The sequence below is a fragment of the Methylocystis sp. JR02 genome (assembly GCF_030063565.1).
GTDB lineage: Bacteria > Pseudomonadota > Alphaproteobacteria > Rhizobiales > Beijerinckiaceae > Methylocystis > Methylocystis iwaonis.
In genome coordinates this window covers 99,719-121,954 of sequence record NZ_JASIRC010000002.1, presented here as the reverse complement: position 1 = coordinate 121,954, position 22,236 = coordinate 99,719, and the positions used below count along the sequence as shown (strand labels likewise).

The following is a 22,236-nucleotide window of genomic DNA, read 5'->3' as shown; positions in this document are numbered from 1 at the left end:
CGCCTTTGTCTCGGCGAGCTCCGCGCGAGCCTCAAGAAAACGCAGCCATTGGCCCGGCAATACGCAGCGCGTCGACGACCGTGCCGCCAACAAGGTGCTCTTCGATAATCTTATCGAGGTTCTCTGGAGTGCATCGCCCGTACCAGACGCCCTCTGGATAGACGACCGCAACAGGCCCGCTAGAACAAATTCGGAGGCAGTCCGCTTTGGTGCGCTGGACGCCACCAGCCTCGCTCAGGCCGAGCTCCTTCAGCCTTTTCTTGAGATGGTCCCAGGACCGGGCGGCCAGTTCGTCGCTGCAACAGGCCTGCTGGCTGCATTTCACGCAGAGGAAAATGTGACGGCGCGTCGCGTCGAGACCTAATTTGGCGGCTTTTTTTCTTGCTTCGGCGAACATGCTTGGCTTTCGGCTGTTATGGCGATTAGGCGCCTTCTCGGTTTTGCATATGCAATCGACCAACCTTGGAGTGGCTATTACATATGCCCTCATGAGCGCAATAGCCGTTGTCTAGCGCGCTTCCGCTCGAATGGAGTCATGCGAGCGATTAGGCCTGGCGTCCCGGGGCCCGACGCTTTGAGGCAGTCACTGCTGAGCCATGACGATGACAGAGACACAGCCGGTCCGTCCACTCGAAGACCAGATCGATCGCGACCTTGCTGGGCGTATGACCTATGCGGATTATTTGAAGCTCGGCACCTTATTGAGCGCTCAGCGCCCGCTCAGCGCCGAGCACGACGAAATGCTGTTCATCATTCAGCATCAGGTGGCGGAGCTATGGTTCAAGCTCATCTTGCATGAGCTGCGCGCCGCCCGCAGCGCCATCATGCGCGACACGCTCGACCCCTGCGAGAAAATTCTTTCTCGCGTGAAGTGCATCGAGCGGCAGCTCTTCGATCAATGGTCGGTGCTCGAAACGCTGACGCCAAGCGATTACGCCAAATTCCGCCCCATGCTCGGGCCGGCGTCGGGCCTGCAATCTTACCAGTATCGCGCCGTCGAATTCATTCTTGGCAATAAGCAGAAGGATGTTCTCCAGCTTTTTGCGCATGACCCAAAAATCTGCGAGGAGCTTTGCCGAGAGCTCGAAAGCCCGAGCCTTTACGACGAATTTCAGCGCTATCTGGCGAGGCATGGCCACGCGGTGCCTCAATCCTGTCTTAGCCGGGACTGGAGCGCGCCCTATGTGCGCAATCCGGCCCTCGTGCCGGTGTTCGAGCGCATCTATGCGGAGCCTTCCGCCCATTGGCCGGTCTACGCCTTGTGCGAAAAGCTTATCGACATAGACGAGCTGTTCCAGCTCTGGCGCTTCCGGCACGTCAAAACAGTGGAACGCATCATCGGCTTCAAGAAAGGAACCGGAGGCTCGTCAGGCGTCGCCTTCCTGCGGCGGATCGTCGACTATGTCTTCTTCCCCGAACTGCTCGATGTTCGCACACGGATCGGATCGGCGTGATGGATGACATCACGACTGCCGTGGCCGCTCTCGGGCCGGGACCTCTACAGGACGCATCGCTGCGCCGCTGCGTCGATCCGCTATTTTCCCGTGTGCTCGGAACGAATCCGGGCACAATTTATCTCGCGAACCATTCTCTCGGGCGTCCGCTCGACAGGATGCAGGCGGACCTCGAGCGCTATACGGCTGCCTGGTATGACAATCTCGACGGCGCCTGGGAAGAATGGCTCGCAGAGGTAGGCGCTTTTCGGGCCAATGTGGGCGCTTTGATCAATGCGCCGGAATCGGGATGCATTGTTCCGAAAACGAGCGCCGGCCAGGGGCTGCGGGCGGTGCTGAACTGTTTCGACAGGCCGATCCGCGTGCTGACGACGCGCAGCGAATTCGATTCGATTGACTTCGTGCTCAAAAGCTTCGCCGGGCGCGGACGCGTCGAACTGCAATGGATCGCGCCGCACGCGAACCGGCTGTACCGGGAAGTGGACTTCATCGACGGGCTGGGGCAAAAGCCCGATCTCGTCGTTTTTTCTCTCGTTTTTTACGACACCGGGCAGTGGTTGCAGGGTGCGGGGGCGATCGTGCATGCGGCGCGAGAGCAGGGGGCTTGCGTTCTCGTCGACCTCTACCACGCCGCCGGCGCTCTGCCGGTCGATGTTCAAAGCCTCGACGTTGATTTCGCCATCGGTGGTTCCTACAAATATTTGCGCGGCGGGCCGGGCGCCGCTTGGCTCTATGCGCATCCGCGACGGCTCGCGACGATGCGCACCTTGGACACGGGCTGGTTCGCGCGCCCAGAGCCTTTCAACTTCACCCGGGCGGAGGAAGCGCGCGTAGCGGCCGGCGGCGACGGCTGGCTCGAGTCCACACCGGCCATCGCGCCCTTTTATCAGGCGCGCGCCGGTCTCGAACTCACACGCGCGATCGGCGTCGAGCGGCTGCGCGCCCATTCGCTCGCGCACTGCGCGCGGCTCCAAGACCTGCTTGCCGCAAATGGGGTCGAGACTCTACATCCCGGCGCGCCACGCGGCGCCTTCCTCGCGATCCGCACGCCACAAGCCGGGGACTGCGCGCGCAGGCTCGAGGAGGCGGGCGTCGTCTGCGATGCGCGCGGCGACATTTTACGGCTCTGTCCGGATGTTCTGACCAAGCCTCAAGAAATCGAAGACGCGGCGCGGCTTATCAGCCGCGAGCTTTCCGCTTGCTCGAAATGACGCGGGCCTACGAGATTGCCATTAGGCAAATGGATCATTTCCAGGAGAGCCGATCTTTTGGCAGGCGGCCGCTGGGATCGTAGACAGAAACTTTGTGGGGGAGATGCTCGCCCCATTTCCACAAAACAAGGTTTTGGTCAGTCTCGCTGGCTCCCGGCGCGAAGCTCGGGACGAGGATGCCCGCAGCGCCGGCATTTATGAGCCGCTGAGCGACCCGCCAAGAAGCCGGCTCCCGCCCCTGCGAAATGTCAGAGAACCAGGCGCAGGCCATATCGTCCAGAAAGACGCCAGCAGTTTTGCGGTTATCTTCGGTTCGAAGATCGACCACATCTTCGCAGTCGATGTCGTATGAGCAGAGCACGCAGGGTTCGATCTTGTGCGCGAAGCCTTGGTTGATCTCCTTGACGGCTGTCATGATCGTGAGCGCGAGATAGAGCGCCGGCGCGCCTTTCGGGTTGAAGCGCGCCCCGCGTATCGCGGCGCCTGCCCCCGAGAGCGGAGCAAAAGACCAACGCGGATCATGCGCCCTGTAGCAGGTCGCCTGAAATCTCAAGCAAAGCCGCCTTGCGCGATATGATCGAGGTAATCGCGTAGCGCGCCGGCTTGCCCGTCCTTCACCAGAGACTCTGCCGTGCGCCCGCCGAAAGCGGCGATCGGCTGGGCGCGATACCAGGCCATCGCCTGCTCCTTGCCGCCTGCCCAATCCGAGACGCGCGAGACGATCTCGAGCATTTCCTTGAGACGGGACTGGGTCTTGGGCGCCTCCAACCGGGCGAGCTTGTAGAACGCCTCCCGGCTCAATCCGACGGTTTCGGCGATTTGTCCCTTCGACATGCCGAATGTCGTCGCGACTTTATCCACGGTGACCAAGCCCCGGTGATTCATAAGGTCCGCAACCAAGGGCGCGGGCTCCAGCCCGGCTGGAAAATCGGCCGCGGCCTTTGGCCGTGACTTGCGACGGACGGACGCTGTTGTCTTGGTTGTTGTTGCGCGGGATTTGGGAGCGGCCATTGGAAGCTATTTTGCCTGATTTAGAGGGCGTATTATAGGGCATAAAGGGGCCGGCGCAATTGGGGCACAGGGTTTTTCGGCTCGGCGAAGCTAATCGCGCCAAGAGGGCAAGCTGAGCAGTAAAGGCGAGACGGTCAATCCCTGGGCCAACTGATTTCGCCATATCGCCGTTGAAGCCCCTCTGCCGCGAAAGGTACCCACAGATTTTTTCGCCTGCGGAGACGCCTGACGGTCCAAGTGGCTCATCGATGAATTGCTGTTGCGTATAGCCGGCCGTTCGTCCGGCCGACTATTAATCCCGCTGATATATGGAAATTCCGCCCGAATTTCTGGAAAAATACCTCCTGGATTCGGTCTCGGCTTTCCCCTTTAAGCTATAGCGTGAGCGGAACTGGGCGTTTCGATCTCGCCTGGAGCGTGGCAAGATATCGCGCTAAGGCATAACCGTGTGCGGCTTCCGGATTAAAAGGCTTTTCGCATAAGGGGGGTCTATTGCGTCGGTTTTTCTGCTTGTCGATTGTCTTAGGCGTTTTGTGGAGCCAGGTCGCTTACGCCCAGGAACCGTTCCCCCGACCGCCGCCGCGCGCCGGCGTGATCGTGTCCGCCAAGGGCGGCGAAGAGCTGCGGATCCTGCGCGAAGGACATTGGCGTCCCGCCGTGGTTACGCAGGATGTCCTCGGCGGCGACACGCTGAAGACCGGCGAACTCGGCGCTTTGGGAATCACCTTTGCCGACCAGACGACAATTCGTCTCGGCCGCCAGTCGACCCTCGTCGTCAACGCCATCGCGTCGAGCCCGGAACAAGGAACGACCGAACTCACGCTTCCGGGGGGCGCGGTTTGGGCCCGGGCCTCCCGCGGGGGCTCCGGCGTCAAGGTCAACACGCCGGCCGCAGCCGCGGCCATCCGCGGCACCGACTGGTCGCTCAACGTCCAGGGCGACCGCACGGCGCTCGTCGTCATGGAAGGGGAGATCGAGCTCTCCAATCCGCAGGGATCGGTGATAGTGCGCCAGGGGGAGGCGGCGAGCGCCCGCATCGGCGAGAAGCCCACGAAGACGGTCCTCGTACGCTCCGACGACCGCGAGCAGATGTTGTTCTATGTGGAGCTGCGCGATTTGTTCCGTCAGCTTTTGGCGTCGCCGCTGCAAGGCAGTCGGCGTCAGGCCGAGCTGGCCCGTCTAACCGCCATTCCCCCCGCCTCGAGAACGGCGGAGGACTGGCTGCGCATAGCCGAAACCGGCGTCAACATCGACCGACGCGAGACGCTTCAGCACGCAATCGCGGAAGCACACCGGCGCTTGGAAGGTCCAGAGGGCGGCGGCTCGGTCGGCGCTCTGCGAGCAAGGCTCGATCTTGTCGAGGCGATCGTCGCCGGCTCGGAGAAGCGCTACGCCGAAGCCGCGGCGCTTTTCGCACGCGCGGCGCGCTCTCTGAGCGGGCCGCGTCGGGAGGAGGCCGAGTGCGGATATTTCGCGGCGGCGACGCTGGCGAATCCCAAGAAGCTGCTGCCCTGGCCCAAAGCCGGCGACGCCAATCAAAGCTTCTGCGCGGCCTATGTAACCGCATTCGGTAAAACCATCGGCGACGCTCAGGCGATCCTCGATCTGGCGACGAAGAAGCATCCGCGCGACCTCAGAACGGTTCTTTTGTCATCCGAGATTGCCGTGCTTATGGATCGGCGCAGCGCGCTGCGCGCGATGGTCGAGCAACTGCGCGCGATCGACCCGACAAGCGCAGAGGCGCTGTACGCCTCAGGCTCGCTCAAAGGATTGATCGATAACGACCTAGATGGCGCGGTTCGCGACCTGACCGAAGCCGCCCGTCTCGCGCCGGGTTCGAGCAGCGTCTGGAATGCGCTCGGGCTGGCGGAATATGCGCGCGACGCGAACCTCGAGGCCGAGGCCGCCTATCGTCGGGGGATCGCGGAAGATCCCTATAACCCGGTCCCCTACGCGAATCTCGCGACCGTGCTGCTGGATCAGAGCCGCGTGCGGGAGGCGGGGCAATTGATCGACAGGGCGCTCGAACTCGACCCGTCCCTCGACGCAGCCTACACGGCGAAAGGCCGTTATTACCTCCAGACCGGCGACATGACCAAGGCGCTGGAATATGTGCTGGCGGGAAGCGCGGCCAATCCCGCTTCGGCGCAAGCGCTCTTGATGACCGCCATCGTCCAATACCAGTCTGGAGACCTCCAGGTCGCCGCCCAGGCCTTCGACAACGCCGACCGCCTGGATAAGAACGATCCCGTCACCTCTATCGCGCGCACCGCGATCGCCATCGACCAGCGTGACGCGGACGCGGCGATTCTCAACGCCCGCGAGGCCGTGCGCCGCTATCGTAACCGGGGCGGGTTTTTCTCCGCCCTGGCCGCCACCCGCACGGGAGGAAGCTATCTGGGTGACGCATATCGGCTCCTGGGGCTCGACGAGTGGGCGCGCTTCTACACCGATCGCGTCGCCGATCCTTTCACGGCGGTCAGTTACTTCGATTATTCGGCCGCCCGCCGAACACGGCCTTTCTTCACTTTATCCACCCTCGATGAGCTCAATGGCGCTGAGCACGCCGACGTTGCCGGGAATTTCGTTATCCAGGGACTTCTGCTCGATCCCTTGGCGGTTTCCAGCCGGCTTGGGCGCATCGACTTGCTGAGACGCCCGTTTCTCGACGTCGAGATCGGCGGGTCGTGGATCAACCGGGGCGGATCAGGCGGCTGGTGGAGCGAGGCGTCGGCGCAAGCGTTCGCCAACGACCCGGTTCCGACCGCCGTCTCTATCAGCGCCTCGCAGACTCGCGCAATGGATCGCGCCGACCGCTATCCCGGCGGCGAGAAAGCGCAGAACGCAAGTATCTTTGTTGGCATGGCGCCGAACGCCGCAGACCGGTTCCTGTTCTGGAGCGCCGCGAGCGCCGTCGAGCCGGACCTGATCTCGCCGGCGATCACTCTCGCGGACGAAGATCGGCGCAAAATTCGCACGGGCCAAGCTGGCGCGGGCTACAGCCACACCTTCGGCTATCGAGACGTGCTGAACATGGCGGTCGTCGGAACGCGCACCGAGCTTCGAGACCGCCGCTTTGCTATCTCCGCCCTGCTCGACCCGTTTTTCAACCTATTTCCGATGACTCTCGAGACGCAAGTGAGACGCAGGGTCGAAACCGATACGCTGACAGCCGCCGCGAGCCACTTGTTCGGCGTGGGCGACCTTACGTTGCGTAGCGGCGTTGAAGTGCAGACTGGCCGCTCGCGCGCCGCCGAGAACGATTTCCTGAGGCTGACCATTCCTGCCTTCGACACTCAGGCGACCCAATTGGTGAACAATGCGGCCAGCGTCAATTTCACCGCCGGCCGGATCTATTCGTTCGCCACCTGGCAGCCGATCGACAATTTTCAGGCGGAGGCTGGCCTCGAAGCCGTCCGACTGGATACGAGCAGCACATCGGTCGAAACAAGGGTCAATCCACGCGTTGGCGTCGGCTTCGCGCCCATTGACGGCCAGTGGTTGCGGGCGGCCTGGCGACGCGACACAGAACTGCCGAGCAGCTTCTCGCTGGCGCCGGTCGCGACGCTTGGTCTCGTCCCGAACAGTATCCCGCTCCTGCTCGCCGGGCGCAAGGAGACGGCGGCGCTCCGTTACGACGCCGAATGGACATCACAGATTTTCACTTCGGTGGAATACCAGCGCCAGCGCGCCTCTGGGCTTAGGGTAGGGGTTCCCGACACGCTCGAGACCTTCGACCTCGCCAAAGCGCGCCTCGATACTCTGAGCGCGAGCGCCAACCTCTGGCTCACGCATGGCGTCGGCGTGTTCGGCGCGGTCGGTCTCGCCCGCTCGCGGACAACCGACGTCAACGGCGACACCGTGGACGTACCTTACATCCCCAAGCGCTTCGGCCGGGCTGGTCTGACCTTCGTCCACCCGAGCCGCCTTCGTTTCAGCGTCGTCCAGAACTACATTGGCCGACGCTTCGACGCGCCGGGAGGAGTCGAGCTCAAGCCGTTGTGGACCACCGATCTGAGCGCGAGCTTCGAAACGCAGGACCGCCGTTTCCTCTTCGGCTTCTCGGTGCTCAACCTGTTCGACAGGCGATATGATCAATGGGCGGCGCGCGCTCAGAGCGAGGCTGTTGCCGGTGAACGGCGCACCCTCGCCGCAAGCGTGAGAGTCCGCTTCTGATGCTCGGCGGAGCGCGTCTGTCGGGAGCCCGCGCCCGCATGGGCGACATGTTTTCGCGCGTCATGAACGCATGGGCCCGCGCGCATCCATCGCGCCGTGGATTGCTGCTGGCCATTTTCATCGCCGTTCTCCTCTCGGCGCTGCATGCGCGCGCCGACCTGCAGTTCGCCGAGGCGCGGGCGTACGACCTGCTTTCGACTCTCTGGCCGGCGAGGCCGCCGGCGCCAGGCGCAGTCATTGTCGCGATCGACGAACCCTCCTTCGCCGAGGTCGGAGCGCGCTGGCCTTGGCCGCGCGCGCTCCATGCGCGCCTTGTGAAACAGCTACGCGCGGCGGGCGCACGCGTCGTGGCGCTAGACGTCCTTTTCGCGGAACCGGCCGATCCGGAGGACGATGTGGTGTTGGCGCAGGCGCTCGGCCCGGACAATGTGCTTGCCGCCGTTCAAGACGTCATCCACATGGATCAGGGCACGCAGGTCTCTCGCGTGAACCCTCTTCCGATGCTGCTGGCTGGCGGCGCCAGATCCGGCGACACTTCTGTGAACCTCGACGGGGACGGCGTGATGCGGCGGGCGCCGCCCATCGAGGAAAGCTTCGTCGAAGCCGTCCTGAGCGCGCGCGGCGAGACGGCGAAGAAAAGCCCACCCGGCGCTTTGCTACAGTTCTTCGGCGGCGCCAGAACCTATCCGACCGTCTCCTATTATCAGGCGCTCGATCCGAAACGCTTCCTCCCCGCCGGGTTTTTCAAAGACCGCACGGTGCTCGTTGGCCTCAGCCTCAAGGCGGCGCCCGCGACGGACAGCAGCGCGACGGACGCGTTCCAGACGCCCTTCACGATCCATGACGCCACGATGACCGCGGGCATCGAGCTGCACGCGGCAATTCTCGACAATCTGAGTTACCGCCTGTGGACGACGCCGGTGAGCCAAAGCGTGTTGAGTCTCGCTGTGTTTTTCTCAGCGTGGATCGGCGCAGGCTTTCGCACGGGGCAGACGGCCCTTCGTCAGGCGGCCGAGCCAGCTCTGATGGTTGTTGCTGTGATCATTGGAAGCTATCTGCTGCTCCGCTATGGGCGCTTATGGCTTGCCCCGGTCGCTCCGGCCCTGGCCGTCGTGGGCGCTTACGGGGCGCGCGTGGGCTTCGATTATGCGCGCGAGCGGCGTCTGCGCGCGCAGATCTCCAACGCCTTCGCGCGCTACGTCGCGCCGGCGCTCGTCGAAGAGTTGATGAAAGACCCGAAAGCGCTCCAGCTCGGCGGCGAGCGGCGAGAGATCACCGTTTTGTTTTGCGACGTGCGCGGTTTCACAGGCCTGTCCGAGCGTCTCAAAGATGATCCGATCAAGCTCATGACGATCATCAACCGACTGCTGGACGCGCTCTCCGCCGAAGTGCTGGCGACGCGCGGCACCATCGACAAATACATGGGCGATTGCGTGATGGCGTTCTGGAACGCCCCGGTCCCTGTCGCTGACCACCCCCACGCCGCCGTCGCCACAGCCGTTCGAATGGGAGAGACGGTCGCACGCCTCAATACGCAGCTTGCGGCCGAAGACCCGACCCATGTGCCCCTCGCCGTCGGGGTAGGGGTCAGCACGGGGGTATGCGTGGTGGGCAACATCGGGTCGCGCTGGCGCTACGACTACTCTGTGCTTGGCGACACAGTGAATCTGGCCTCCCGACTAGAGGGCCTGACGAAAGAGTTCGGCGTCGGCGTCATCGTCGGACCGGAAACCGCGGAGAGGGTCTCGGATCGGTATGATGTGCAGAAGCTCGCGCATATCGCCGTGAGAGGCAGAAGCGAAAAGCTTCCCGTTTTCGCCGTCTCGGAAAGGCGCGAAACATCTGCGACGATATTAGAGCAGACACCTGAAACGCCATGACGCAGAGTCGTGCTTCAGCGCCAGCGCCACGCTCTGCGAGTCATATTAGCTAGAGTCTCTGTCGAACCCGAATGGTTCTTCGAGGCGGAGTCCCGCCAGCGCGTCTCATGTGCATTAGCACACAGGTTAACGCCCGAGGGAAGGCCTAACTGGCTCCGCTAGTTGATCGCGCAACTGCGTCACAACTCGAGGATGCTGAAATGAGTAGTTTAACAGACGTTGATTTCGAGCACACTGGACCCGGGTGCTCTGCTGGCGTGCTTCTGAGGCGCTTTTGGCAACCCGTATTTGTTTCCGAAGAACTCAAAGTCGCGCATCCCGTGCCGCTGAAAATCCTGGGTGAGGAGCTCACGCTTTATCGCGGCGAAGACAATGTCGCGCACATCGTCGAGGGGCGCTGTCCGCATAGAGGGCTCGTGCTCTCGGTCGGCAAAGTCGAGGGCGACAGCATTCGTTGCCGCTATCACGGCTGGCAGTTCGACGCTTCCGGCCAGTGCGTCGAGCAGCCCTTCGAGCCGAAGTGTTTCTCGTCGAAAGTGCGTTTGCGCAGCTATCCGGTCGAGGAATATTTTGGTTTGATCTGGGCGTATCTGGGTCCCGATCCTGCGCCGCCGCTGCCGCGCTGGCCCGGGTTGGAGCGCTACGGCTATTTCCATGTCGTGGAACAGCGCAAATGGAATTATTTTCACGACCTGGAGAATACGGTCGACGACGTTCACCAGCGTTGGGTCCATGCCGAGGGCATCTATCAGGATGCGGGCAACGCGGGTGAAATCCCGGCCTCTGCAGCGCGCGCGACCGATTATGGTCTGATGCAATATACGTCATTCCCGAGCGGCTACCTGCGCAAGCTGGCGCTGTTCATGCCCAACATGTTGTATTTCAATTCGGGCGCCGGGGTGTTGCGGGGATTCAAGAGCTTCCTGTGGAACGTCCCGATCGATGACGTCAGCCACAAGATGTTTTTCATCTTCATCGCAACACATCTGTCCCCCGAGGAAGGACGCAACGTCGCCGAAGGCGTGCGCGCCGGCCTCCGATACGTCGAAACGCTGCCCTCGGTCGAGAATGTCGTCGATTCCGTGTTGTCCGGGCGGATGCGCTGGGAAGACGTCGACTCTCGTCCCGACCTCGTGCTCATCGAAGATGGCATTGTACTCAAGGGGCAGGGCGTCATCCCCGACCGTTCGAAGAACCGCCTGGGCAGCTCCGACGCGGCGATCATTCTGCTGAGAAAGCTCTATGCGCGCGAAATTGCCCGCATCGAGAGAGGGGAGCCGCCCACCGCGTTTTCCGTACCCGACGAGCGCATCCTGTCGCAGATCGACGAATTTCAACCCGAGCCGGCGTAAGCGGACATTCGAGATACGAGGAGGCCTCTCATGGTTACTGTCAAAGAAATATTGGAAAGAGCCAATGCAATCGTTTTTTCGAACAAGGAGCGGGCGAGCGCGGCCAATGTCCGGTACAAATTTGTGCTCAATGGCGACGCCGTCTGCACATTCGTGCTCGATCTGACGGAGGCGCCCGGCGTTTTTGAAGGCGACGGAGCAGCCGACTGTACCTTCCGCATGGACGCCGCCGATTTTATCCGGCTGGCCAATGGCGAGGTCGACAGTCGCGAATTGTTTTTCTCCGGCAAGCTCAAAGTAGACGGCGATATGGGGCTGGCGCTCAAACTCAAGAAGCTGATGGCGCCGGCTTAAAGTCCGACGCCGGGCAAGCGTTTCGTGGTCGTCGGAGACGACGACCCGAGCGCGGCAAAGCAAAAATCAACGAAGCACGCTCTCGCCGTGACAGCCGGCGAGGCGAACGATCGATCGCGCCATTTTGGGATACAGCAAATGATTAGCTCAATTAACCCGACAAATCACAAAGATCTGGTGACGGACCGTCTGCGGCGCCATGTTGCGGCCAATCCCAGCCGGTTGGCCCTGGCCTTCGTCGACGACGATCTCGAGGTCCGCGACTCCTGGACCTACGCGGAACTCGACCGCCGAGCGCGATCGATGGCCGCCTTTCTTCAGGAACGTGGCGCCGAGGGGGCCAGAGTGATTCTGGCCTATCCGACTTGCCTCGACTTCCTCGCTGCATTTTATGGTTGCCTCTACGCCGGGGCTGTGGCCGTGCCAGCGGCCCTGCCGCTCGCGCACGGCAAGGATAGACGGCTCGAGCTCATCGCGGCCGACAGCGGCGCGAAGCTCGTCCTCACGATCGACAAATACGCCGACATGATCGAGCGTGGTTTCGCAGAGGCAGGCGACTCCGCTTCCGTGTCGGTCGTGGCGACGGACAGACTTCCGGATCGAAGCGACGCATGGCGGGAGATCGCCCGCGGCGCGGGAGACCTGGCGTTTCTTCAATATACGTCCGGCTCCACGCGCGCGCCCGCCGGCGTGATGATAAGTCACGGCAATTTGGCGAGCAATCTGCGGGCGCTGCAAGACGGGCTCGGATCGTCGCCCGATTCCGTCGGCGTCAGTTGGCTGCCGCTGTTCCACGACATGGGGCTCGTGGCGGGGGCGCTCGAGCCCACCTGGGCCGGAGGCTCGGTTTATTTGATGGCCTCAGCGAGCTTCGTCCAGAATCCGATGCGGTGGATGCGCGCATTCACGCGCTTTCGCGGCACCATGGGCGGCGGCCCCAACTTTGGCTATCAAGCATGCGTCGACGCCGCGCGCACGCAGGGCGTCGACGGACTCGACCTCTCGTCGTGGGATCTGGCGTGGAACGGCGCCGAGCCCGTGCGCGCATCCACGGTGGCCGACTTCATCGCCACATTCGCTCCCGCGGGCTTCCGGCCGGAACGCCTCTCGCCGGCTTTCGGCCTTGCCGAGGCTACTCTTCTTGTTTCGGGCAAGCGCGACCTTGTTCCGCCGATCGTGCGCACGGTCGACGAGACGGCCTTGCGCAAAGGCAGCGTGATCCTGTGTGACGAAAAGACTCCGCAGGCAAAGCGTCTGGTCAGCTCCGGCGTGCCCGCGCTCGATACAGAGATTCGGATTGTGAACCCGGAAACGATGGCCGACGTCCAGGCGTCGACCGTGGGCGAAATTTGGCTGCGTGGCGGCAGCATCGGCCAGGGCTACTGGGGCAAGCCGGCGGAATCGGCCGCTGTCTTCGGCGCCCGCACCGCCGCAGGCGAGGGTCCATTCCTGCGCACGGGCGACCTTGGTTTCATACACGAAGGCGAACTCTACGTAACCGGGCGGCGTAAGGACGTCATCATCATTCGGGGAGTCAATCATTACCCGCAGGACATCGAGCTGACGGTGGAATCCAGCCACCTCGCGCTTCGCGCGGGGGCCTGCGCGGTATTTGGCGTGGAGGACGGCGACGCCGTGCATGTCGTTGCGGTGCAGGAATTGAGCCGCGGCGCTTGGCGCAGCGTGGATCCTGCCGAGGTTTTCGACGCAGTCCGGCGTAACGTGGCGCGCGAACATCAATTGGCGCTCGACCGCGTCGTGCTGCTCCGGCCTTTCGGCTTGCCGATGACCTCCAGCGGCAAAGTTCAGCGCGCGCAATGTCGCGCCGCCTTGGAGGATGGCGCCTTGTCCGTGGTGCACGAGTGGCGCTCGACCTTGCAGGTCCCGGTCATGGACTTGACCGGCGAGCCCCTCACCCAGCCGGGCGTGCTGGAACGGCGGTTGGCGGAATGGCTAGAGCGCGAATGCGGCGTGGAAGGCGTCACCTGGAAAACGCCGCTCATGGAGCTCGGAATCGATTCTCTCAAAGGCGTCATGTTGAGCAACGCTTTGTCGGCCGCGTTCAAACATTCGTTCCCCGTGACGCTGATGATCGAATACCCGACGGTCGAAGCGCTCGCGAGGCTTATCCGCGAAGAGGCGCTCGGCGTCGGCTCCGAGAAGCGCATCGTTCCGCCGCCGATGGCGTGGGAGGAGTCGACGATCAAACAGGAGATCGACCTTCTAGACGAAGCAGCCCTCGACGCTTTGCTGGAAGACAGCATAGACGCGGCGCTGAAGATCGATCGACGATAGCGACGCCGTTACAAACAACTTCCCCGCTCACGATCGAACCGCGCGCGAACGCGGCCACGATCGAAGCGGGGCTTTCAACAGATCTTGCTCAGCGGCGCGCACTGCGCCTCGATGCTGACTTTCACTGACATTGCGAGCTTTCGACAATGAATCGTTCAATTTCTAGCGCTCCCGGCTGGCTCTGGCCGTTGCCTTGCCCCGCAGACGCGCCTGTGGCGCTCATCTGTTTCCCTTCGGCCGGCGGCGGCGCGGTCGGATATCGATCTTTGATCGAACCATTGCGCGCCTGCGCGGATGTGTACATCGCATCGCTGCCCGGCCGCGAGTTTCGCCTCCGCGAGGAGCCGGCGCGCCATCTAGAGGACCTCGTCTCGCCGCTGGCGTCGGCGGTCGCAGAGCTGGCCAACCGTCGCCTCGTCGTCTTTGGGCATAGCTTCGGCGCCCTGCTTGCCTACGAGGTCTTGCATCGCTTGTATGACGACGGTTGCATCGCGGCTGACGCGGCGCATCTCGTCGTGTCCGGCCGGATCGCCCCGCACCTCGCGTCCCGAACGCCCAGGCTGTCGCATCTCCCCGCTCGCGACATCGTCTTCCGGATCGCGGAATTACACCGCAACATTCCTGCCACGCTGCTCGAGGAGCCCGACTATGTCGCGATGATCGGCCGCGCCTTGCAAGCGGATCTGCGGATCAACGAACATTACCGATGGCGGGAACGGCGTCCATTGCCCTGTCCCATCACCGCAGTAGGCGGAATATCCGATCCTGTCGCATCACGCGCTGAAATGAACGCGTGGGGGAGGCATAGCCGCATAGGGTTCAAATCGAGGTTCGTCGAAGGCGACCACTTTTATTTCCGGGCGCCCGCTGGCCAGCAACTGCTGATCGAGCTCCTCCAGCAAAGCTGCTCGTCTTTCACGGCCGAGCGAGGCGCGGCCACTGCAATTGCTCAATGACGCGAGGATAAAAATGAGTGATCTCGACTTTAGAAAAAAGGCAGTTGTTGCGCTGGAGACTCTTCGGCGACGGGTCTCGGAACTCGAAGCCGGCACGGGCGATCCGATCGCGATCATCGGATATGAAGGGCGATTTCCTGGGGGCGAAGACGCCGACTCTTTCTGGGCCTTGCTGCGCGAGGAACGCGATGCGATCTCCACGATCCCTCCGGACCGCTGGGACGCCGACGCCTTTTACTCGCCAGACTCCGACGCGGCCGGGAAAACCATCACGCGTCGGGCGGGTTTGTTGGACGCAGTGGATGAATTCGACGCGCAGTTCTTCGGGATCGCGCCGCGTGAAGCGATCAGCATGGACCCGCAACATCGTCTGATGCTCGAAACGAGCTGGCGCGCGATCGAGCACGCGGGAATCGCCGCAACCGAGCTCGAAGGTTCGCGCACAGGCGTCTGGATGGGGCTGAGCACGCACGAATATCTCGGTCTTCTGGCCACGCATACGGCGCCCGAGACCCTGGACGCTTATTTCGCCACGGGCACGTCGCCGGCAGTGGGCGCCGGACGCATCAGCTATCGGCTCGGGCTCGAAGGGCCTGCTGTGACGGTCGATACGGCGTGCAGCTCCTCTCTCGTCGCGATTCACCAAGCATGCCAGGCTTTGCGGCTGCGTGAATGCGATCTCGCCCTCGCGGGGGGCGTGAATGTGATCCTCACGCCGGCAGTCATGGTCAGCATGTCCCGCGCTCGGATGCTTGCGCCCGATGGCCGCTGCAAGACGTTCGACGCTGCTGCGGACGGCTATGTGCGCGGGGAAGGCTGCGGCGTTTTGGTTTTGAAACGCCTTTCGGACGCGGTTCGCGACGGCGACAATATCCGGGCGGTTTTGCGCGGCAGCGCCGTCAACCAGGACGGCGCGTCGGGCGGACTCACCGTGCCCAACGGCCGCGCGCAACAGCGGGTGATTCAGGACGCGTTGAAGCAGGCCGGTCTTGCGCCGGCGGAGATCGATTATCTCGAAGCGCACGGAACGGGAACGTCGCTCGGCGACCCAATCGAGGTGCAGGCGGCCGCCGCGGCGCTGGGAGCCGACAGAACAGCCGACCGGCCGCTGCTGATCGGTTCGGCGAAAACGAACATTGGCCACCTCGAGGCGGCGGCCGGGATCGCGGGCGTCATCAAGGTCGTGCTCGCATTGGAGCACGGCCTATTGCCAAAGCACCTGCATTTCCAAACGCCATCGCCGCACATCCCCTGGCGACGGCTGCCGCTGGAAGTGGTTTCAAAGGCGCGCCCCTGGCGCCGCGGCGAGCGTGTGCGCCGGGCGGGGGTGAGCTCCTTCGGCTTTTCCGGCACGAACGCGCATGTGGTGATCGAGGAGGCGCCGGCCTCTTCTCCTGCGGCGGCGTCTCGGGACGGCTCGTCGGCGCCGGCGGAGCGTCCATGGCATCTCTTGACGTTTTCGGCGCGCACGGCTCCGGCGCTGAAGTCGCTGGCGCTGGACTATGCGCGGCGCGTCGAGCTGCTGCCCTCGGCGTCGGCGCTGGCGGACGTCTGCTACACCGCGGGGGTCGGGCGCAGCCATCTCGAGCGCCGGGCCGCGATCGTCGCGTCGGACCCCGCCGGCGCAGCGCAACAGCTCGCAGCCTTCGCCGAGGAACATTCGTCGCCGGGCGTTCATAGCGGCGTGTCGGCAGACCCGCCGAAAACCGCGTGGCTGTTCACGGGTCAGGGCAGTCAGCGCGTGGGCATGGGCCGCGAGCTTTACGAGACGCAGCCTGTGTTCCGTCGAACGCTCGATGAATGCGCGGCGGCTGTGGCGGACATGCTGGAGCGCCCATTGCTCGATGTGATGTTTGCGAGCGACGGTGCGGTCAACCACACGTCTTATGCGCAGCCGGCCTTGTTCGCTGTGGAGATGGGCCTCGCGCGCCTGTGGGGGAGCTGGGGCGTCTCGCCGGATGTGGTGCTGGGCCACAGCGTCGGACAATATGCGGCCGCCTGTGTCGCCGGGGCTTTCACGCTCGCGCAGGGCGCGCAATTGCTGGCGGAGCGCGGCCGGCTGTTCGGCGCGCTGCCGGCCGGCGGGTCGATGGCGGCTGTGTTTGCGCAGGCGGAGGCGGTAGAGGCGCGTTTGGCGGCGTACCCGCGCCTTTCGCTTGCGGCCTATAACGGCGCACATGTGGTCGTCAGCGGCCCACAGCAAGACGTCCGCGCGCTTGTCGAGCTGTTTCGGCAGGAGGGGCTTCGCGCGGAGGAGCTGGAGACCTCGCATGCCTTCCATTCGGAGCTGTTGGAGCCGGCGCTGGACGCGTTCGAAGCCTATGCGGCGCAGATACCGTATGGCGCGCTGACGCGGACGCTGGTGTGCAACAGGACGGGCAAAGTTTTGGGCGGGCAGACACGACTGGATGCGCAATATTGGCGGCGACACGCGCGCGAGCCGGTTCAATTCGCGCAGAGCGTGCAGACTTTGGGGGGGCTCGGGTGCCGCGTGCTGCTGGAGATTGGGCCGCAACCCGTCCTGGCGGGGATGGCGCTCAGGGCATGGCCCGAGGGCACTCAAGTTCCGCAGGCTGTCGCGTCGCTACGGCGCGACACGCCTGACGCGCGGCAGATTAAAGAAGCGCTCGGGCGGATGTATGTCGAGGGCGCGCGGATCGACTTCAAGGCTGTCGACGAACCGTGGGAGCGCAACAAGGTCGATCTGCCGAAATATTCGTTCAAGCGGAAAAAATTCTGGTTCACGCCGGCGCGCCGGTTCACGGAGGCGGCTATCGCGCCGAGCGACAACATCCCCGAAACAGCATCGGCCGAACCAGATCGCCGCGACGCAGACGCTTGGCTCGCCCACGCGCAGCAAGGAGAACGCCTCGGGATCGTCGTCGAAAGGTTGCGGGCCGAGATCGGGCGCGCGCTGCACATGAGCGCCGAGGACGTCGACGCCCACACGGCCTTCGCCACAATGGGCATGGACTCGCTTACGGCGATGGAGCTGCGCAGCCGCATGCAAGCGGCGCTCGGCGCCGCCCCGCCAGTCGCGCTTTTCGTCGAGAGCCCGGACGTCGCAACGCTCGCCGCCCGCCTGCTGGCTTGGTGGGAGGAGTCGCAGCGGGACGAGTCGAAGCGGCAGCCGCCGATGGCGCGCATTCCTCGAGACGACTCTCCGCTGGTTCTCTCCTCCAGCCAAGAGCAGCTTTGGTTTCTTCATGAGCTGGCGCCGTCCTCCTGCGCCTATAACGTCGCAGCCGCCGTCCGCATCCGCGGCCCGTTGGATGCGGCGGTCATGGAGCGCAGCCTGAACACGCTCGTGGCGCGCCACGAGGCGCTACGCACCGCCTTTGGCGCCGAACGCGGCCAAGCGCGCTCGAAAATTGTACCCACGGTGAATGTTCCGCTGCCGATCGACGACGTCCGCGACGAGGCGGAAGTTTCCGAATGGGAGCGACGCGAGGCGGGCGCGCCCTTCGACCTGGCTTGCGCGCCTCTCTTCCGCGCGCGGTTGCTGCGCTTCGACGCGGCCCACCACGTGCTGCTGGTGACAATGCATCACATCATCACGGATGGGTGGTCATTCGGCGTGCTGCTGCGGGAATTGTCGGCCATATACGGCGCCTATCAGCGCGGCGAGCCCTCGCCGCTCGCGGAACTGCCGATCCAATATGCCGATTATGTCGCATGGCAGCGCCAATGGCTCAGCGGCGACAGGCTGGAGGAATTGCTCGCCTATTGGAAATCGGAGCTGGCGGGGATTTCTCCGTTGTCCTTGCCGACCGACCGGCCCCCGCCGCGCACGTCGACCTTCCGCGGGCGTCGAATACGCTTCGAGCTCGGCGCCGACCGCGCGCGCGCGTTGCGCAAGCTGGCCCAATCCGAGCGCGTTACCCTGTTCGCACCATTGCTCGCCGCATTATCGGCGGTGCTCCAGCGCCATACGGGTCAGGACGATTTCGTCGTCGGCGCTATGAGCGCAAACCGGGGGCGGCTGGAAATCGAAAGTCTGATCGGCCTCTTCGTCAATGCCGTGCCCCTGCGAGTCTTTCTTGACGGAGACCCGGAGATTCGCGACCTGCTCGCCCGTCTGGCCGCGCGCTTACAGAGCGCGATGGCGCATGAGGCGCCGTTCGATCTCGTCACCACTGCGGTCGAGCGCGAACGCGACGGAGCTAGAAGCCCATTGTTCCGCGTGCAATTGCTTCTCCAGGCGGCGATAAACCCGCCTGCTTTGCCGGGCCTCGAGATCGAGGTCGAGGAGATCGACACGCAAACCGCCAAGCGTGATCTCACATTCACGCTCTTCGACGATGCGACAATGGCCGGCCACGTCGAATATTCGACCGACCTGTTCGACGCGCCCAGGATCGAGCGCCTGCTGCGCCATTTCCTCAATGCGCTCGACGCGATTGTCGAGAACCCGACGCGCCGCCTGTCGGCCCTCCCGCTGCTCACGCCGGAGGAGCTTGCCGCCGGGCGAGCGGCGGCGCCGCTGGCGCTTGCCGGCCCGCTGACGGTCGCGGAACTATTCGAGTCCGTCGCCGTCCAGCGCGGCGAAGCCGTCGCCTGCGAAGATGGCGAGCGCCGCCTCACTTACGCCGAGCTGGAAGCAGCCGCTCGCCGGCTGGCGCGCTGGCTGCGTAGCCAAGGAATTGGCGCCGGGGCGGCCGTGGCGGTACGGACGGGACGAAAGGTCGATATGATCGTCGGCATGCTCGGCGTCATGAAGGCCGGCGCAATCTATGTTCCCCTAGATGAATCCTATCCGAAAGATCGTATCGCGCACATGCTCGCCGAAGCGAATGTTGCGCTCGAAGTGTCGGAGCCGCTCGGCCCCGAAGTCGCAAAAGAGTCGGCCGAGCCGCTCGCGCCCGCGGTGGGGCCGTCGGATCCCGCCTATATCGTGTTCACGTCGGGCTCCACCGGCCGGCCCAAGGGCGTCGTGATCTCGCATGGCGCCGCCGCCGAATATGCGCAAACACTGGTACGCGAACTCGATGTGCGACCTTCGGACGCCTGGCTGCACACCGCTTCAATCGCTTTCTCGTCCTCGATGCGGCAGATTTTGGCGCCGCTCGCCGCCGGCGCGAGAATCATCGTCGCCGACAATGACGAACGACGCGACCCATTCGCCTTGCTTGCACGTGTGCGCGCGGCGGAGGCGACCATCGTCGATCTCGTGCCCTCGGTCGTGAGGCAAGTGGTCGACTCGCTGCGGATGCTGCCGAATGCCGAGCGCGCCACGCTCCTCGACAATGATCTACGTCTCCTGCTTACCGCGAGCGAACCCCTGCGCTATGGGCTCGCGCGCGATTGGCGCGCGCTCGTCGGCGACAAGGTTCGTTGGTTCAATCTCTATGGGCAGACGGAAACCGCCGGCATCGTCAGCCTGCATCCGGTCGATCCGCAGGCAGAGGCCGACCCGCAGGCGATCGTGCCGATCGGGAGGCCGCGCGCGAACGTCCGGATGATCGCGCTCGACGCACAGCGGCGACAAACGCCTGTCGGCGTCCCCGGGCAGTTGCACATCGGCGGCGCCTGCCTCGCGCTCGGATACCTCGGCGAGCCCGCTCTCTCCACGGAGCGCTTCTTCGAATTCGAGGACGCCAGCAACGTCCCGCAACGCTTCTATGCCGCTGGCGACATCGTGCGCATGAACGAGAACGGCCTGTTCGAATTCCTCGGTCGCGACGACGCACAAGTCAAAATCCGCGGCGTGCGCGTCGAACCCGGCGAGATCGAGCGCGTCCTGCTCGATCATCCGCTGGTGAAGGAGGCGGCGGTCGCAGCCTTCGACGATGACGGCGACAAGCGCCTTGCCGCCTATGTGACCATCAATGGGGCCGAAGTTTCCGCGCAAGCGCTGCGTGATCACTTGCGTTGCATTCTGCCAGAGCACATGATCCCATCTTCCTTCGTGACCCTCGAAAGAATGCCGACGACACCGAACGGCAAGCTCGACCGCGCGGCGCTGCCGGCGCCGACCCGCATCGCGACGGACGTCGCGTTCGTCGCGCCGAGGCCGGGAGTCGAGGAGACCCTGGCGACGCTGTGGCGGGATTTGTTGAAGGTCGAGCGCGTTGGGGCGAACGACAACTTCTTCCTTCTCGGCGGCCATTCGATGCTCGCCGCCCAGCTCCGCGCCCGCATTCACCAAAACCTTGATGTGGAGCTGCCGCTGAACGCCATTTTCGAGGACCAGACGCTGGCCGCTCTTGCGGCGCGGCTCGAAAGCGCCCGCCACGGATCGCTCGCCGTCCTGCCACAACTTGTAAAGGCGCCGGCGGGAACTGCGACGCCGGCGTCCATGGCCCAGGAAATCGCATGGTCAGCGGAACAGGCTCATCCGGGATCGCCGGGGAACTGGATCGACGTGAGCGTGCGCATCGTGGGGCCGCTGGACGAAGAACGACAAATTCGGTCCATGCAAGAGGCGTTGCAGCGCCACGCCATATTGCGAACCATCGTCGCGCCGACCGACAGCGGGCTGACGCTGCGCGTTCTCGACGGCATCCCTGAGATCTCGCGCTGCGAGCTCGAAAGCCTTTCGCCGGCGGGGCGCGCATTCGCTGATGGCCAAGCGGCTGTTCAGATGTCGCTCGAGCGGAAGGGAGAGGAAGAATGGTTGCTACGGCTGCGCTGTCACCGCATGCTCGCCGACGGCGCGACAGTTCGTATGTTGCTTGGCGAAATCTGGGCCCTTTACGCGAACAGCCTGGAGGGAATAGACCTCTTCCCCCTCCTCGATCCGTCGCTGTCCTACGCGGATTATGCGATTTGGGAGCGTCAATGGCTCACGCAGAAAGCGCGCGACGAACAGGTCGAACATTTTCGGCATGAATACGAAGCTGGCCTCACGTCGCCGCTGCCGACCGATTGGCCGCGCGCCTCGGGCGAACTTCCTTCGGAGGGTGATATTCTGCGCTTCACGCTTCCACGCGTCGCTGTGGAGGCTGCAAAGGCTTGCGCCATGCGCGAACGCGCAACCCTGCCGATGGCGTTGAGCGCCGCTTTCGCATCCACGCTCGCGCATGAGCTTGGAAGAGAGAGCGTGACCATCGCCCTTCCGGTGTCGCGCCGGCACCATCCGGCCACGCACCGAATGCTCGGACCTTTCATGAACACTCTGCCGTTGCGCATCGATGGCGCTCACCGGCCGATCGACGAGCTCGCGCCATGCGTGCGCGCAACAACCCTTGCCGCGCTCGCACATCAGAACGCGCCGTGGCACGAGATCGTCGCCGCTTTGCGAAAGGATCACGGCCCCGACGCGGAACGCCTCGGCGACGCTGCCCTCGTCGTCGAGGACGCGGCGCCGCAAAACGTGCAGCTTGCCGGGCTGCGGCTCTCCCGCACCCCTGCCGCGCGCATTTTCGTCCGGCGCCCGCTGACCCTTTCGCTCGCAATCGACGAAAGCGAGATCAGCGCCAGCCTGATGTATGCGACGAGCCTGTTCACGCGCGAGACCATCGAAAAACTTGCGCGAGGATTTCTCGCAGTCTTTCGCTAAAGAATGCGCTCCAGCACTTTTAAAGTGCGCGCTTTCCGCTCGCATG

The 22,236-nt window shown here is 64.0% G+C and carries 12 protein-coding genes; 9 read left to right on the top strand and 3 right to left on the bottom strand.

The features are described 5' to 3' along the window. Positions 1-31: 31 nt before the first annotated feature. Entirely contained in the window at positions 32-397 is a 366-nt protein-coding gene (locus tag QNA11_RS20790) for a (2Fe-2S) ferredoxin domain-containing protein (protein WP_330085104.1), read from the bottom strand. Positions 398-602: 205 nt separating this feature from the next. Between QNA11_RS20790 and QNA11_RS18915 the strand changes: the two genes are divergently transcribed. Further along, entirely contained in the window at positions 603-1,454 is an 852-nt protein-coding gene (locus QNA11_RS18915; RefSeq protein WP_283484333.1) for a tryptophan 2,3-dioxygenase, read from the top strand. Continuing rightward, a complete protein-coding gene (locus QNA11_RS18910; RefSeq protein ID WP_283484332.1) occupies positions 1,454-2,665 on the top strand; it encodes an aminotransferase class V-fold PLP-dependent enzyme in 1,212 nt (403 codons plus the stop codon). Before QNA11_RS18915 ends, QNA11_RS18910 begins: the two co-directional genes overlap by 1 nt. Positions 2,666-2,699: 34 nt before the next feature. Here the strand turns inward: QNA11_RS18910 and QNA11_RS18905 are convergent, their stop codons facing one another. After that, positions 2,700-3,218 carry an RES family NAD+ phosphorylase gene (locus QNA11_RS18905; RefSeq protein WP_283484331.1) on the bottom strand — a complete coding sequence of 173 codons (519 nt, stop codon included), beginning with the start codon at positions 3,216-3,218 and terminating at the stop codon, positions 2,700-2,702. Beyond that, positions 3,215-3,550: an antitoxin Xre/MbcA/ParS toxin-binding domain-containing protein gene (locus tag QNA11_RS18900; RefSeq protein WP_202073323.1), complete on the bottom strand. Its 336-nt coding sequence runs from the start codon at positions 3,548-3,550 to the stop codon at positions 3,215-3,217. The genes QNA11_RS18905 and QNA11_RS18900 overlap by 4 nt, the downstream gene beginning before the upstream one ends. A 636-nt stretch (positions 3,551-4,186) precedes the next feature. Between QNA11_RS18900 and QNA11_RS18895 the strand changes: the two genes are divergently transcribed. From QNA11_RS18895 to QNA11_RS18865, 7 genes are all read left to right on the top strand, one after another. Beyond that, a complete protein-coding gene (locus tag QNA11_RS18895; RefSeq protein WP_283484330.1) occupies positions 4,187-7,852 on the top strand; it encodes a FecR domain-containing protein in 3,666 nt (1,221 codons plus the stop codon). Between the two features lie 38 nt (positions 7,853-7,890). Then, positions 7,891-9,732 carry a CHASE2 domain-containing protein gene (locus QNA11_RS18890; protein WP_283484329.1) on the top strand — a complete coding sequence of 614 codons (1,842 nt, stop codon included), beginning with the start codon at positions 7,891-7,893 and terminating at the stop codon, positions 9,730-9,732. A 200-nt stretch (positions 9,733-9,932) separates the two neighbouring features. Then, positions 9,933-11,084 (top strand): Rieske 2Fe-2S domain-containing protein, encoded by a 1,152-nt coding sequence (locus QNA11_RS18885; RefSeq protein WP_283484328.1) that lies wholly within the window; start codon positions 9,933-9,935, stop codon positions 11,082-11,084. A 30-nt stretch (positions 11,085-11,114) separates the two neighbouring features. After that, positions 11,115-11,438, top strand: coding sequence for an SCP2 sterol-binding domain-containing protein (locus tag QNA11_RS18880; RefSeq protein ID WP_283484327.1), 324 nt, complete (start codon positions 11,115-11,117; stop codon positions 11,436-11,438). A 138-nt stretch (positions 11,439-11,576) separates the two neighbouring features. Then, complete coding sequence (locus tag QNA11_RS18875) at positions 11,577-13,733, top strand: AMP-binding protein (RefSeq protein WP_283484326.1); 2,157 nt, start codon at positions 11,577-11,579, stop codon at positions 13,731-13,733. A 146-nt stretch (positions 13,734-13,879) separates the two neighbouring features. Next, positions 13,880-14,689: a thioesterase II family protein gene (locus QNA11_RS18870; protein ID WP_283484325.1), complete on the top strand. Its 810-nt coding sequence runs from the start codon at positions 13,880-13,882 to the stop codon at positions 14,687-14,689. Positions 14,690-14,702: 13 nt separating this feature from the next. Beyond that, entirely contained in the window at positions 14,703-22,190 is a 7,488-nt protein-coding gene (locus tag QNA11_RS18865; protein WP_283484324.1) for a non-ribosomal peptide synthetase/type I polyketide synthase, read from the top strand. The last annotated feature ends 46 nt before the right edge of the window (positions 22,191-22,236 follow it).

Excerpts from the sequence above, each read along its gene's own strand:
- QNA11_RS18890 (WP_283484329.1), top strand. The coding sequence starts at position 7,891 with ATGGGCGACATGTTTTCGCGCGTCATGAACGCATGGGCCCGCGCGCAT.
- QNA11_RS18910 (WP_283484332.1), top strand. The coding sequence starts at position 1,454 with ATGGATGACATCACGACTGCCGTGGCCGCTCTCGGGCCGGGACCTCTA.
- QNA11_RS18865 (WP_283484324.1), top strand. The coding sequence starts at position 14,703 with ATGAGTGATCTCGACTTTAGAAAAAAGGCAGTTGTTGCGCTGGAGACT.
- QNA11_RS18915 (WP_283484333.1), top strand. The coding sequence starts at position 603 with ATGACAGAGACACAGCCGGTCCGTCCACTCGAAGACCAGATCGATCGC.
- QNA11_RS18875 (WP_283484326.1), top strand. The coding sequence starts at position 11,577 with ATGATTAGCTCAATTAACCCGACAAATCACAAAGATCTGGTGACGGAC.
- QNA11_RS20790 (WP_330085104.1), bottom strand. The coding sequence starts at position 397 with ATGTTCGCCGAAGCAAGAAAAAAAGCCGCCAAATTAGGTCTCGACGCG.
- QNA11_RS18880 (WP_283484327.1), top strand. The coding sequence starts at position 11,115 with ATGGTTACTGTCAAAGAAATATTGGAAAGAGCCAATGCAATCGTTTTT.
- QNA11_RS18900 (WP_202073323.1), bottom strand. The coding sequence starts at position 3,550 with ATGAATCACCGGGGCTTGGTCACCGTGGATAAAGTCGCGACGACATTC.
- QNA11_RS18885 (WP_283484328.1), top strand. The coding sequence starts at position 9,933 with ATGAGTAGTTTAACAGACGTTGATTTCGAGCACACTGGACCCGGGTGC.
- QNA11_RS18870 (WP_283484325.1), top strand. The coding sequence starts at position 13,880 with ATGAATCGTTCAATTTCTAGCGCTCCCGGCTGGCTCTGGCCGTTGCCT.